This is a genomic window from Streptomyces sp. NPDC013187 (assembly GCF_042899705.1).
GTDB classification, from domain to species: Bacteria; Actinomycetota; Actinomycetes; order Streptomycetales; family Streptomycetaceae; genus Streptomyces; species Streptomyces hawaiiensis_A.
In genome coordinates this window covers 172601-186455 of sequence record NZ_JBIBAF010000013.1, presented here as the reverse complement: position 1 = coordinate 186455, position 13855 = coordinate 172601, and the positions used below count along the sequence as shown (strand labels likewise).

10 protein-coding genes are annotated in these 13855 nt (G+C 73.0%); 7 read left to right on the top strand and 3 right to left on the bottom strand.

Going from position 1 to position 13855, the window contains the following annotated elements; all coding sequences use genetic code 11:
- The first annotated feature begins 19 nt into the window (after window positions 1-19).
- Together ACFY5B_RS27345 and thiD are read left to right on the top strand one after the other, a co-directional pair.
- Window positions 20-985, top strand: coding sequence for a thiamine-phosphate kinase (locus tag ACFY5B_RS27345; RefSeq protein WP_361923820.1), 966 nt, complete (start codon window positions 20-22; stop codon window positions 983-985).
- Window positions 982-1779, top strand: coding sequence for a bifunctional hydroxymethylpyrimidine kinase/phosphomethylpyrimidine kinase (gene thiD, locus ACFY5B_RS27340; RefSeq protein ID WP_389973838.1), 798 nt, complete (start codon window positions 982-984; stop codon window positions 1777-1779). Before ACFY5B_RS27345 ends, thiD begins: the two co-directional genes overlap by 4 nt.
- Window positions 1780-1917: 138 nt before the next feature.
- Here the strand turns inward: thiD and rpmB are convergent, their stop codons facing one another.
- On the bottom strand, window positions 1918-2103 hold the full coding sequence (rpmB, locus tag ACFY5B_RS27335) for a 50S ribosomal protein L28 (RefSeq protein ID WP_004924906.1): 186 nt from the start codon (window positions 2101-2103) through the stop codon (window positions 1918-1920).
- Window positions 2104-2371: 268 nt separating this feature from the next.
- Between rpmB and ACFY5B_RS27330 the strand changes: the two genes are divergently transcribed.
- Window positions 2372-4111, top strand: coding sequence for a DAK2 domain-containing protein (locus ACFY5B_RS27330; protein WP_389973835.1), 1740 nt, complete (start codon window positions 2372-2374; stop codon window positions 4109-4111).
- Window positions 4112-4230: 119 nt separating this feature from the next.
- Here ACFY5B_RS27330 and ACFY5B_RS27325 read toward each other — a convergent pair whose 3' ends face one another.
- Both ACFY5B_RS27325 and ACFY5B_RS27320 read right to left on the bottom strand, forming a co-directional pair.
- On the bottom strand, window positions 4231-7170 hold the full coding sequence (locus ACFY5B_RS27325) for a tetratricopeptide repeat protein (protein ID WP_389973832.1): 2940 nt from the start codon (window positions 7168-7170) through the stop codon (window positions 4231-4233).
- Window positions 7167-9005: an HSP90 family protein gene (locus ACFY5B_RS27320; RefSeq protein ID WP_389974063.1), complete on the bottom strand. Its 1839-nt coding sequence runs from the start codon at window positions 9003-9005 to the stop codon at window positions 7167-7169. Before ACFY5B_RS27320 ends, ACFY5B_RS27325 begins: the two co-directional genes overlap by 4 nt.
- Window positions 9006-9192: 187 nt before the next feature.
- On the opposite strand from ACFY5B_RS27320, the gene recG reads away from it, so the two are divergent.
- The 4 genes from recG (at window position 9193) to ACFY5B_RS27300 (ending at window position 13846) form a co-directional block, all read left to right on the top strand.
- Window positions 9193-11421 (top strand): ATP-dependent DNA helicase RecG, encoded by a 2229-nt coding sequence (gene recG, locus ACFY5B_RS27315; protein ID WP_389973829.1) that lies wholly within the window; start codon window positions 9193-9195, stop codon window positions 11419-11421.
- Window positions 11318-12091, top strand: a complete 774-nt coding sequence (gene rsmD / locus ACFY5B_RS27310; protein WP_389974061.1) for a 16S rRNA (guanine(966)-N(2))-methyltransferase RsmD — start codon at window positions 11318-11320, stop codon at window positions 12089-12091. Before recG ends, rsmD begins: the two co-directional genes overlap by 104 nt.
- A 26-nt stretch (window positions 12092-12117) precedes the next feature.
- On the top strand, window positions 12118-12597 hold the full coding sequence (gene coaD, locus ACFY5B_RS27305) for a pantetheine-phosphate adenylyltransferase (RefSeq protein WP_184908493.1): 480 nt from the start codon (window positions 12118-12120) through the stop codon (window positions 12595-12597).
- Between the two features lie 121 nt (window positions 12598-12718).
- Window positions 12719-13846: a cell division initiation protein gene (locus tag ACFY5B_RS27300; protein WP_389973826.1), complete on the top strand. Its 1128-nt coding sequence runs from the start codon at window positions 12719-12721 to the stop codon at window positions 13844-13846.
- The last annotated feature ends 9 nt before the right edge of the window (window positions 13847-13855 follow it).

Genomic DNA, 13855 nt, shown 5'->3' with positions numbered 1-13855 from the left:
CAGAAGGGGAGAAAGGGCAATGAAGGGCACTGTTGGTGAGCTCGGTGAGTTCGGGCTCATCAGGGAGCTCACCTCCCGTCTGACCACCACCCCGGCGGTCCGGGTCGGCCCCGGCGACGACGCCGCCGTGGTGGCCGCGCCCGACCGCAGGGTCGTGGCGAGCACGGACATCCTGGTGGAGGGCCGGCACTTCCGGCGCGACTGGTCGACGGCCTACGACGTGGGCCGCAAGGCCGCGGCGCAGAACCTCGCCGACATCGCCGCCATGGGCGCCGTACCGACCGCGCTGCTGCTCGGCCTGGTCGTCCCGGCCGAGCTGCCGGTGACGTGGCCGAGCGAGCTGATGGACGGCCTGCGCGACGAATGCCAGGTGGCGGGCGCCGCCGTGGTCGGCGGCGACGTCGTACGCGGCGACTCGATCATGGTGTCGATCACCGCGCTCGGCGATCTGCGCAATCAGGAGCCGGTGACGCGGGCGGGCGCCCGCCCCGGCGATCGCGTCGCGGTGACCGGCTGGCTGGGCTGGTCGGCCGCCGGATACGCGGTGCTGTCGCGGGGATTCCGTTCACCGCGGGCCTTCGTGGAGGCGCACCGGCGCCCGGAACCGCCGTATCACGCGGGTCCGGCCGCCGCCGGGCTCGGGGCGACCGCGATGTGCGACGTGAGCGACGGGCTGATCGCGGACCTCGGGCACATCGCCGAGGCGAGCAAGGTGCGGATCGACGTCCGCTCCGGGGCGATCGACATCCCCTCCCAGATGAACGACATCGGGCAGGCCGTCGGGGTCGACCCCATGCAGTGGGTGCTGACCGGGGGAGAGGATCACGCGATCGTGGCGACCTTCCCGCCGGACGTGAAGCTGCCCGCCCGCTGGAAGGTCATCGGCGAGGTCCTCAACCCCTCGGCGCTGCCCCAGGTGACGGTCGACGGGGCGCCGTGGACCAGCAAGGGCGGCTGGGACCACTTCGGGGACATAGAGTCATGATCCCCAACGTCCTGACGGTGGCTGGCTCCGACTCCGGCGGAGGCGCGGGCATCCAGGCCGACCTCAAGACGATGCTCGCGCTCGGCGTGCACGGCATGAGCGTCGTCACGGCGGTGACCGCGCAGAACTCCCTCGGTGTGCAGGGGGCTTGGGAGCTGCCCGTGGAGGCCGTGCGGGCCCAGTACCGCAGCGTCGTCGACGACATCGGCGTGCAGGCGGTCAAGACGGGAATGCTGGCCTCGGCGGAACTCGTGGAGGCGGTCGCCGAATTGATCGCCGGAACGGACGCCCCGGCGGTCGTCGACCCGGTGGGCGTCTCCAAGCACGGCGACGCCCTGCTCGCCGCCTCCGCGCTGGATTCCGTCCGTACGAAGCTGCTGCCGGTGGCGACGGTCGCCACCCCCAACCTCGACGAGGTGGCCCAGCTCGCGGGCGTCCGGGTCGAGGCCGAGCGCGATATGCGCACGGCCGCCGCGGCCGTGCTGGCGTACGGGCCGCGCTGGGTGCTGATCAAGGGCGGACACCTGCCCGGGGACGCCGTCGACCTGCTCACCGACGGCTCCGAGGAGCACTGGCTGCGGGCGCCTAGGCATGACAACCGCCACACGCACGGCACCGGCTGCACCCTCGCCTCCGCGGTCGCCTCCCAGCTCGCCAAGGGGCAGTCCGTGCCGGAGGCGGTGGCGGCGGCGAAGGAGTACGTCACGCGGGCCGTCGCGGCCGGGTTTTCGCTCGGCGGCGGCATCGGGCCGGTGGATCACGGCTGGCCCTTCCGGACGGGCACCGAACGCTGACGACGCTGACGCTCAGGCGCGGTGAAGATCCTGATCGTCAGAGCGGGCACGGCGAAGAGCGGGCACGGCAAAGAGCCGGCCCACCAGAGGTGGACCGGCTCTGCAGCGAACCAGCAGTGGCCGCGCGCTAGCTGAGCGTCAGCGCGAGACCTTGCCGGCCTTGATGCACGAGGTGCAAGCGTTCACGCGCTTCGGCGTCCCGCCCACCACGGTACGCACACGCTGGATGTTCGGGTTCCAGCGACGGGGCGTACGGCGGTGCGAGTGCGAGATGTTGTTGCCGAAGCCCGGCCCCTTGCCGCAGACGTCGCAGTTGGCAGCCACGGGTCACTCCAAAGACTTCAGATGCACTTACGGTTGATCCCGGCAGGCCGGGATCAGGACTCTCGGGCTGTGACCAGCCGGTCGAAATCTGAGTGGCGTTGCCAGGGGGAAGGCCCGATCAGATCGGGCAACCGGAGCAGCATACAACGGCTGCACCCGTAGAGCGAAACTACCATGGCAGCTCAGGGGCCCGGCCCCCTCCCACTTCCGGTGAACACCGCACCGGGGTCTACGCTGCCTGCCACGTCCGGCAGCTCAGGGAGGCGTAGTGGCGCAGGTGCCGCAGACATTCTTCGATGCTCTCGCGGTGCGCACCTGGTGCGGTCTCGCGCTGGAGACACTGGGGCGGGCGCGTGAGGAGATCGACGCGATCAACGTCTATCCGGTGGCGGACGGCGACACCGGCACCAACCTCTATCTGACCGTGGAGTCCACGGTCGCGGCCGTCGAGGCGGTGTTCGCGGGGCACGCGGCGGGATCCGAAGCCGTCGGCGGCCCGGATGCCGCGGGCTCCGATGCCGATGGTCCCGAAGGGCCGACGCTGGCCGACGCGGCCCGGGCGATGGCACACGGGGCGCTCATCGGCGCCCGCGGGAACTCCGGGACGATCCTCGCCCAGCTGTTGCGCGGCATGGCCCAGGTGCTGGCCGACGGCGACCTCGACCACGCCGACGGGCGGGACCTGCGGCTCGCCCTGCGCCGCGCGGCCGACTCCGCCCGCCAAGCCGTCGCCCATCCCGTCGAGGGCACCGTCCTCACCGTCGCCTCGGCCGCCGCCGACGCCGCCGACGGTGCGGAGGGCGACTGCGGGACCGTGGCCCGGGCGGCCTACGACGGAGCCTGCACCGCCCTCGCCGAGACCCCTGGCCGGCTTCCCGTCCTGGAACGCGCCGGGGTGGTCGACGCCGGTGGACGAGGGCTGGTCGCGGTGCTCGGGGCGCTGGTGGAGACGTTCACGGGGGAGAAGGCGCGGGGCCCGCTACGGCACTCCCAGGCGCGCGTGGATCCCGTCGGGGGCCCCGCGCCCGGCGACGGCGTCCCGGACGTGTGCACGGACGGCGTCGCCGTCGTACCCGGCGAGGAGGGGCCCGCCTTCGAGGTGATCTACCTCCTGGAGGCCGAGGACGCGGCCGTGGAGCGGCTGCGGGGGCGGCTCGACACCCTCGGGGACTCCCTCGTCGTGGTCGGCGGCGACGGGCTGTGGAACGTCCACGTCCATGTCGACGACGCGGGCGCGGCCGTCGAGGCCGGCATCGAGGCCGGGCGGCCCCACCGCATCCGCATCACGCACTTCGGTGCCGGTGACGTGCACACCACCGGCGCCGACCGGCCGCCTCGGGAGCGTGCCGAGCGTGCCGTCGTGGCCGTCGTACCCGGCGAGGGCTTGGCCGGGCTGTACACGGAGGCCGGGGCGACGACCGTGCTCGCCCGCCCCGGGGAGCCGCCCGCGAGCGGCGAGCTCGTCCAGGCCGTACGGCGGGCCCACGCGCGCGAGGTCGTGCTGCTGCCCAACGACGCCGACCTGCGCCACACCGCCGCCGCGGCCGCCGAACAGGTCCGCGCGGAGGGCATCCGGGTGGCCCTGATCCCGACCCGCTCGGCGGTCCAGGGCATCGCGGCGCTGGCCGTCCACGAACCGGACCGCCGCTTCGACGAGGACGTCGTGTCCATGACCTCGGCCGCCGGGGCCACCCGTTACGCCGAGGTCACCGTCGCCGAACGGCAGTCCTGGACGATGGCCGGCATCTGCCAGGCAGGCGACGTCCTGGGCCTGATCGACGGGGACGTGGCCGTGATCGGCTCGGACGTCGCGGTGACCGCCGAGACCGTCCTGGACCGCATGCTCTCGGCCGGGGGCGAGATGGTCACCCTGGTCCTCGGCGACGACGTCCCCGACACCGTCGCCGCACATCTGGAGAGCCGCGTCCGCGAGGGGTACCTCGCCGTCGACACGGTGCTGTACCGGGGCGGACGGCAGGGGGCCCTGCTCCTCATCGGCGTGGAGTAGGACGAGCCTTCCGCGTCGGGCGTGCGGCGGACCTGCCGTTCGGCGATCTCCACAATCACCGCCTGGAGTTCGTGCTCGCCGGTCTCCGCGAACCCGGAGGGGATCAGCACGGGGCCTCCTCAGTCCGGCCGCTCCGTCAACAGCCGGAGCAGCTGCTCCGCCTCCGCCCGGCGGGTCCGCACCGCCTCGGCCTCGCCGTCCCCGTCGCCCGTCACCGCGCCGTCGTACCCCTCGTACGCCGCCAGCACCGCACGCGCGCGTGCCATCGCGTCGGCGCGGCGGTCGAGGTCGGCCTCCAGCCGGCCCGCGGCGAGTTCCGCGCCGGTGCGGCTGTGCAGGGCGCCGTCCCCGAGGGAGGCGAACACCTCGGCCGACCGCACGACTTGGGCCAGCGCCTCCTCGAACAGACCCCGGGGCGGGGCGTCTTCAGCGCCCTCGACGGCGGAACGGGCCAGCAGGTCGCCGAACTGTCCGTGTGTGTGGCCGAGTTCGGCGACGAGCCGCTGCCGGGTCTCCTCGTGGGACGCCGCCTCCCGTGCCGCTTCGCACGCGCGGATCGCCTCCGCCATCAGGGCGCGTGCCCCGGCGGGCCCGCCCTCGGTCTCCAACGCCAGCCAGGCGCGGGCGCGCAGGGAGCGGACCAGGCCGGGGGTGTCGCCCAGCGCGCGCCACAGGTCGCCCGCGCGGGCGTAGGCCCGGTCCGCCTCGACGGGCAGTCCGGCCTGCCCGAGGGACTCCCCGGCCAGGTGGGCGAGGGTCGCGTGGTCGTACTGCTCGGGCCAGTGCCGGGCGATCTCGGCGGCCCGCAGACGGCGTTCGGCGGCCGCGCGGTGCTCGCCGAGCTCGCTCAGGCAGTCGCCGAGCCACCACAGCGTCTGCACGACCGCCCCGTCGCCGTGCGTCTCGGCGGTCAGGTCGGGCAGCGCCGCCTCCAGCACCTCCGCGGCCTCCGCCCACCGCCCCTGCCGCAGCAGGAACCCGCCGAGCTGCTGTCGCGCCCAGGAGCCCAGCGTCGCCGACTCACCCGCCTCGTCGGCCCAGTGGGCGGCCTCCAGGGCGTGCCGGGCGGCCTCCACGGCGTCACCCCGGCCACCGAGGACCTCGGCGAGCTGGAGGTGCAGCTGGGCCCGGCCCGGCGCTTCCAGGTGCGCTCCGCCGTGCTCCAGGGCCGCCCGCAGCGCCCGCTCGGTCTCCGCCGCGTCACCGAGGTGGTGGGCCAGGGAGGCCAGGCGGGCCTCGTACTCCACCGCGTACCACGGCAGTCCCGCCGCGACGAACGCCGCCGCGCCCCGTGCGAACAGCTCCGCGGCCCTCTCCAGGTCCCCGGCGAGCCCCGCCAGCTCCCCGAGCATCGCCTGCGCCTCGGCGACCCGCGCGGCCAGCCGTACGTCCTCGCCGGTCCGGCCGTCGACGAGCGCGAGGACCTCACGGACGGCGGCCTCGGCCTCGGCGAGAGCGGACCCCTCGCCCTCGCCCTCATGCGCCCGGCGGGTCAGGATCCGGGCCCGGCTCATCACGACGGACGCCGTCTGCCGCATCCCCGTGCCCTCCGCGGCGTACAGCGCGAGGACCTCGTCGTACAGGCCCGCCACTGCCGCGACGGCGCCGTCCACGTCACCCCCGAGCGCGCGGACGTACGCCCCGCGCGCGCGTGCGGCGAGAGCCTCGCCCGGGTCGCCCGCCTCGGCGTAGAGGTCTGCGGCCCGCTCGAAGAGCCCAGTGCCCTCGGGGCCGAGGGACATCGCCTCGTGGTCGGCCATCTCGGCACGGTCGCGCGGGTCCAGCTCGGCGCCTTCGGCGGCCTCGGCGGCCGCCGCCCACGCCTCCACGGCGTTCGGCCGCAGGCTGTCCGACAGCCGCCGTGCCTCGGCCAGCAGGGCGGGCAGATCGGACTGCCCGGTGGCGCGGACCGGAGCGGCGTGGGCAACGGGCGGGGGAGACGGGCGTACCGACCGCACGCCCAGCGGCAGCCGTTCCGCGAGCGGTTGCCGCGCCATGCGCGCGCGTGCCCGCTCGCTCACGTACGCCGTGCCGTTGCGCTCGTCGAAGCGCGCCGCCAGCGCGAGGGCCTCCCCGCGCGCGTGCGCGGCGAGTTCCCGGGCGGTCCACTCCCGTCCGGCCGGACCCGGCACCTGCCGCTCGCCCAGCCCGAGCCCGGTCAGCCGGTCCATGAGCAGGGCCACCACGCTCAGGAAGTCCAGCCTGCTCTGCGGATGCCCGTCGTCGGTGAAGTACGCAGGCCGCTCCGCGAGCAGCTCCAGGCCCCGGGCCTCGTTGCCGGTCAGCGCGCAGAACTCCACGTGCTCCGCGTACGCACCGCGCATGCTCTCCATCGCGCGGACGAGCCGGAGGCCCCGCAGGTGGTTGGCCCGGGCCTCGTCCAGGCGCCCCAGTCGCAGCAGCGGCACCAGCGAGGACGCGAAGGCCGTGTGGGGCTCGTGGGCGCAGGTGTACTCGCCCTCCAGCACCGGCCGCCACAACCGGAGCGCCTCGGCGTCCCGCCCCAGTTCCGCCTGCCACCAGCCCTGCCCGTGCAACTCGCAGGCGTGGCAGTCCGCCATGGTGTCCCGGTCGGCGGCCAGCCACGCGGCGTAGGCCCGCTCGGCCCGCGCCACGTCCCCGACATGCGCGGCCACACTGTGTTCGGCGCTGCGCACGGCCCGTTCGGAGTGCCCGGCGAGCCGGTAGCGGTGCTCCATCTCGCCGAGCCACTTCTCGATCGACGCGAGCGGGATGTGCGGTTGGTCCAGCATGCCGGCCGAGACCCACTTGAAGACCCAGTGCAGCGAGTGCGTCTCGTATTCGTCGAAGTCCTCGGGCCGCTCGTCCCACATCCGCAGCAGCCGCGCGAAGGGGACGAACATCTTCCCCTTCTCGGAGCTGTAGTTGTAGACCTTCAGCTGGTGGCCGAGTGCCTCGATCACGGCGAGCGGGACGCCCAGCTTCTCGGCCGCCGTCAGCAGCTCCTCGGCGCGGGCGTTGCGGGCCGGCCCCTCCGGCTGCCCGGAGTTCTCCGCCATCGCCTCGCGCAGGGCGTCGAAGTCCGTGATCTCCGTCATGCCTGACCGTCCTCACTGTGCGTGGCCCACTCCAGGAGGCCGATGAACGCGCGGTTGAGCAGCGCCGAGTCGGCCGGCCTGAGCGGTCGCTGCGCCATCAGCAGCGCCTGCCCGTAGAGCGACTCCGTGGCGGTGCCGATCAGCTCCGGGTCGGGCAGCGCGCTGATTCTCCGGACCAGCGGGTTGAGGTGGTTGAGCACCAGTCGCGCTCGGGGTGCGCTGCCGCGCAGGGAGCCGAGGATGCCCGCCCACAGGTCGTCGGCCCGCTCCTCGGCGTCCGCCCGGGCCTGCTCGTGCCGGGCGTCCCGGTCGTCGAGGTGCAACGCGGGCACGGAGAGCGGGTGGAAGGCCCGCAGGACCACGTCACAGCCCAGCGGGTCGAGCCGGGCCCGGGCCGCCGCCAGGAAGCCGGAGAGGGCCAGCTCCTCGGCCGGGTCGACGGCGTCCAGATGCGCGGTCACCGTCTCCGCGTCCAGCTCGGCGACCACGGTCCCCGGCCGTACCGACGGCAGCGCCTCCACCAGCTCGCTGTCGTACGTGTAGCCGCCGTTGACGACGCCGATGCCCTGCGCGGACGCGATCGGCGCGACCTGCCGGTACTCCTCGACGGTCCGCGTGAAGTGCACCACCGGGTGCCGCTGCGTGAACTCCTCCAGGGACAGCCGCCCGTCGGTCGTCTCGAACGGCAGCCACGGCAGCATCGTGCGCAGCATCTCCCGGTCGTGCCGGGCCAGCGACTTCACACCCAGGTGGTGCACCGACAGGAACGCGGCCAGCCGGTCCGGATCACCGGCCGCCAGCCCCGTCAGCCAGGCCCGGATCCGCTCGCCCAGCGCCTCCCGCACACCGGCCAGCGTCTCGTCCTCGTACAGCGACTCGCGCGACGCCGTGGGCCGCAGACTGTCCGTGTCGAGGACGCAGCGCACGAAGAACGCCCAGTCGGGCAGCAGCTGTTCGGCCCGCTCGGTCAGCAGCATGCCCTTGAGGTGCACGCGGTGACCGGCGCGCTGGGCCGGGCTCACGGCCGACGGCAGCACGTACGCCACCCCGCGGATGCCGGCCAGCGGGACGGACAGGTCGATCGTGTCCAGTGGGGTGAAGCCGAACAGGTCGTGGCAGTGCCGGGCGAGGGCGACGCGGCGTGCGGCCGGGCCCGGGTAAGGCCGGTCCCAGGGCGCCGGAAGGTCGGTGACCGCCTCGTCGCCGACCCGGACGTCGTACGGCAGCAGCGACCCGAAGTCCCGGGCCAGCGCCTCGATCCGCTCGGGCGCGAGCCACTCCGCGGCACCCGCCCGGGCCACCAGATGCACGGTCGTGCCAGGATCGGGCCGCTCGGCGTCCGGCAGCGTCCGCACGGTGTACGAACCGTCGTCGCACGCCGTCCACTCCACCGGCGGCGCCCCGGGCGTACGGGCGCTGCGGCTGACGACCCGGATCCGCTCGGCGACGACGAAACAGGCCAGCAGCCCGATGCCGAACTGCCCGAGGAAGTCGGACCGCGCCTCTTCGAGCCCCTCGGCCCGCTTGGAGCTGCGCCCGATGGTGGCCAGCAGGCTGTGCACGTCCGCCTCGGTGAGCCCCACGCCGGTGTCCTCGACGCGCAGGGCACCGCCCTCGGCATGCAGCCGGACCCGGGCAGGGGCGTCCGGCTCGTCCACCAGTCTGGCCGTGACGGCGTCCACGGCGTTCTGCAGCAGCTCGCGCAGATACACCTTGGGGCTGGAGTAGAGGTGGTGGGAGAGCAGGTCCACCAGACCACGCAGGTCGACCTGGAACGTATGAGGTGACGGGGGCGAATGGGGTGCCTGGGAGGGCTGTGAGCTCTGGGAGTCCATCATCACGGCGCCGGTGGGGGACTCGCGACGGCGCGGGGTCGGGCGGTCCCGGTGGGGCGGTGACCGCGAGGAGGGCCGGGAGCGCGTCATCCTAAGGCCCTGGTGAGCCGCCTGACCAGGGGTTTCCGGGATCTTTACGGCGATCCGGCCGCGGGCCTGGAAGCCGATGTCAGTGGCGTGGTGTGCAATGGATCTCGTGCCCGCACTGGAAGAACCCCTGCGACAACCGCTGAAGTCGGTGCTCGGCCCCGCCACCGCGAAGGTGATGGCCGAGCACCTCGGCCTGCTCACCGTCGGCGACCTCCTGCACCACTACCCGCGCAGATACGAGGAGCGCGGCCAGCTCACCCACCTCGCCGACCTCCCCATGGACGAGCACGTCACGGTGGTCGCGCAGGTCGCCGACGCCCGCCTGCACACGTTCGCCTCCGCCAAGGCCCCGCGCGGCAAGGGCCAGCGCCTTGAGGTCACGATCACGGACGGCAGCGGCCGGCTGCAACTGGTCTTCTTCGGCGCAGGCGTCCACAAGCCCCACAAGGAACTCCTGCCGGGCACCCGCGCGATGTTCGCGGGCAAGGTCTCCGTCTTCAACCGCCGTCTCCAACTCGCCCACCCGGCTTACGAGTTGCTGCGCGGTACCGACGACGATCCGGCGGAGTCCGTCGAGGCATGGGCGGGCGCCCTGATCCCGATCTACCCCGCCACCGCCAAGCTTGAGTCCTGGAAGATCGGCAAGGCGATCCAGACGGTCCTGCCCACCGCCCAGGAGGCCGTCGACCCGCTCCCGGACTCCCTGCGCCAGGGACGCGGCCTGGTCCCGCTCCCCGAAGCCCTCCTCAAGATCCACCGCCCGCACACCAAGGCGGACATCGAGGACGCCCGTTCCCGCCTCAAGTGGGACGAGGCCTTCGTCCTCCAGGTCGCCCTGGCCCGCCGCCGGCACGCCGACGCCCAACTCCCCGCGGTCCCCCGCAAACCCGCCCCGGACGGCCTCCTCACCGCCTTCGACGCCCGCCTCCCCTTCACTCTCACGGACGGCCAGCAGCGCGTCTCCCGGGAGATCTTCGACGACCTGGCCACGGACCACCCGATGCACCGGCTGTTGCAGGGGGAGGTCGGATCCGGAAAAACCCTGGTCGCCCTGCGCGCCATGCTCGCCGTGGTCGACGCGGGCGGGCAGGCCGCCATGCTCGCGCCCACCGAAGTGCTCGCGCAGCAGCACCACCGTTCCGTCGTCGAGATGATGGGCGAGCTGGCCGAGGGCGGCATGCTGGGCGGGGCCGAGCAGGCCACCAAGGTCGTGCTGCTCACCGGCTCCATGGGGGCGGCCGCCCGGCGGCACGCCCTGCTCGACCTCACCACCGGCGAGGCCGGCATCGTCATCGGCACCCACGCGCTGATCGAGGACAAGGTGCAGTTCCACGACCTGGGCCTGGTCGTGGTCGACGAGCAGCACCGCTTCGGCGTCGAGCAGCGCGACGCCCTGCGCGGCAAGGGCAAACAACCCCCGCATCTGCTGGTCATGACCGCCACACCCATCCCGCGCACCGTCGCCATGACCGTCTTCGGGGACCTGGAGACCTCCGTCCTCGACCAGTTGCCGGCCGGCCGCTCCCCGATCGCCAGCCATGTGGTCCCGGCCGCCGACAAGCCCCACTTCCTGTCCCGGGCGTGGGAAAGGGTCCGCGAGGAGGTGGAGAACGGCCACCAGGCCTACGTGGTCTGCCCCCGCATCGGTGACGAGGAGGACGACCCGAAGAAGTCCGCGAAGAAGAAGTCCCCGGAGGACGAGGCGGAGAAGCGCCCGCCCCTCGCCGTCCTGGACGTGGCCGATCAGCTGGTCAAGGGCCCCCTCAAGGGCCTGCGGGTCGAAGTGCTCCACGGCAGGATGCATCCCGACGACAAGGACGCCGTCATGCGCCGCTTCGCCGCCGGCGACACCCATGTCCTGGTCGCCACGACGGTCATCGAGGTCGGCGTCAACGTCCCCAACGCCACCGCCATGGTGATCATGGACGCCGACCGCTTCGGCGTCTCCCAGCTCCACCAGCTGCGCGGCCGTGTGGGCCGTGGTTCGGCCCCCGGCCTCTGTCTCCTGGTCACCGAGATGCCCGAGGCGAGCCCGGCCCGCCAGCGCCTGGGCGCGGTCGCCTCCACCCTCGACGGCTTCGAACTCTCCCGCATCGACCTGGAACAACGCCGCGAGGGCGACGTCCTGGGACAGGCCCAGTCGGGCGCCAGGACCTCCCTGAAGGTCCTGGCCGTCATCGAGGACGAGGAGATCATCGCGGAGGCACGGGAGGAGGCGACGGCTGTGGTGGCGACCGACCCGGACCTGGCCCACCTGCCCGCACTGCGTACGGCTCTCGACGCCCTCTTGGACGAGGAAAGGGAGCAGTACCTGGAAAAGGGCTGATGGTTGTCGTCCTCAAGGGGGCGCGGGGAACTGCGCGACCAGCCACAATGAACCTGAACCCGCCCACAACCAAGGATCGAAGATGACCCGCGTGATCGCCGGCACGGCCGGCGGACGTCGACTCGCCGTACCCCCCGGCACCGGAACTCGCCCCACCTCCGACCGCGCACGCGAAGGCCTCTTCTCCACCTGGCAATCCCTCCTCGGCGGCCCCCTGGACGGCGAACGCGTCCTCGACCTCTACGCCGGATCGGGAGCCGTCGGCCTGGAGGCCCTGTCCCGCGGCGCCGGTCACACCCTCCTCGTGGAAGCCGACGCCAAGGCCGTCCGCACGGTCCGCGGGAACGTCAAGAACCTCGGCCTTCCCGGCGCAGAGGTCAGAGCGGGCAAAGCCGAACAGATCATCCGCACCACACCCCCCGGCGACCCGTACGACCTCGTCTTCCTCGACCCGCCCTACGCCGTCACGGACGACGATCTTCGGGAGATCCTCCTCACACTCCGCACCGAAGGCTGGCTCGCCGAGGAAGCCCTCGTCACCGTGGAGCGCAGCACCAGAGGCGGTGAATTCCGGTGGCCCGAGGGTTTCGAACCCCTCCGGGCCCGTCGCTACGGCGAGGGAACGTTTTGGTACGGTCGCGCCGCCTCTACGTGCGAAGACGCACGATGACCGGACCGGAGAGCGAGGGATCACAAGTGCGCCGCGCCGTATGTCCCGGGTCGTTCGACCCGATCACCAACGGACACCTCGACATCATCTCCCGCGCCTCCAGGCTGTACGACGAGGTCTACGTCGCGGTGATGATCAACCAGGCCAAGAAGGGCCTGTTCGAGATCGAGGAGCGGATCGACCTGATCCGCCGGGTCACCGCCGAGTACGGCAACGTCCGCGTGGAGGCCTTCCACGGCCTGCTCGTCGACTTCTGCAAGCAGCGCGACATCCCCGCCATCGTCAAGGGCCTGCGCGCGGTCAGCGACTTCGACTACGAGCTGCAGATGGCCCAGATGAACAACGGCCTCTCGGGCGTGGAGACCCTCTTCATCCCCACCAACCCCACCTACAGCTTCCTGTCGTCCTCCCTGGTCAAGGAGGTCGCGACCTGGGGCGGCGATGTCTCCCACCTGGTCCCGGCCGAGGTCCTCGACGAGCTCACCGAGCGCCTGAGGAAGGACTGAACCGGCCCCTGGCGTCCCTTCGGTGCCTGACTGCCCGTCACCCGGTGTTCGGCGTGGACCCCATGGCCGTACAGTCGTCCCGTCCGTCTCCAACGCATCTGTAGAGAGTGGCGAGCACACGGTGGACGTGCAGAAGAAGCTCGACGAGATCGTCTCCGCGGTCTCCGGCGCCCGGTCCATGCCCATGTCGGCCTCGTGCGTGGTCAACCGCGCCGACCTGCTCGCGATGCTGGAGGAGGTGCGCGCGGCCCTGCCCGACTCCCTCGCCCAGGCCCAGGAGCTGATCGGCGGCCGCGAGCAGATGGTCGAGCAGGCCCGCCACGAGGCCCAGCAGATCATCGAGAGCGCGCACGCCGAGCGCGGCTCGCTGATCTCCGGCACCGAGGTCGCCCGCCGCTCCCAGGCCGAGGCCGACCGGATCCTCGCCGAGGCCCGCCAGGAGGCCGAGGAGATCCGCGCCGAGGCCGACGAGTACGTCGACTCCAAGCTCGCCAACTTCGAGGTCGTCCTCACCAAGACCCTGGGCTCCGTCGGCCGCGGCCGCGAGAAGCTGCTGGGCACCGGCCCCGGCACCGACGAGCAGGGGTACGAGGACGAGGACGCCCCCGAGCGCAGCCACGACCCGGAGACCCAGCGCCGCAGCGCCGACGAGTACGTCGACGTCAAGCTCGGCGCCTTCGAGGCGGTCCTCGCCAAGACCCTGGAGGCCGTCGGCCGCGGCCGGCAGAAGCTGCACGGCCGGATCGCCACCGACGACCTCGGCTCCCTCGCCGACGACGCGAGCACCGTCCAGCACTCCAGCGACGCCGACTACCTCGCCGACCTGGCCGCCCTCGCCGACCAGAAGCCCGCGGCCGGGCAGTCCGCCCAGCAGCGGGACTACGGACAGCCGCAGCCGGCGTACGCCCCCGCCCCCGGCTACGCCCCCGCGGGAGGCGACCCCGCACAGCAGCCCGATCCGTACGGCGGCTACCCGCAGCAGGCCTACGCCGCCCAGCAGGACCCCTACGGCTACCAGCACGCCGATCCCTATGCCCCCACCCCCGGCTACGCTCCGGCGGGAGGTGCCCCCTTCCAGGGCTACGACCCCCAGCAGGCCGCCTACGACCCGAACCAGGTCCAGCAGCAGCCGCAGCAGGGCCACCACGCCCAGCAGGATTACGCCCTCGACGAGACGAGTCTCTTCGACACCGGCATGATCAGCGCCGAGCAGTTGCGGGCCTACGAGCAGGGCCGCGGCCAGGGCTGAGCCCCGGAT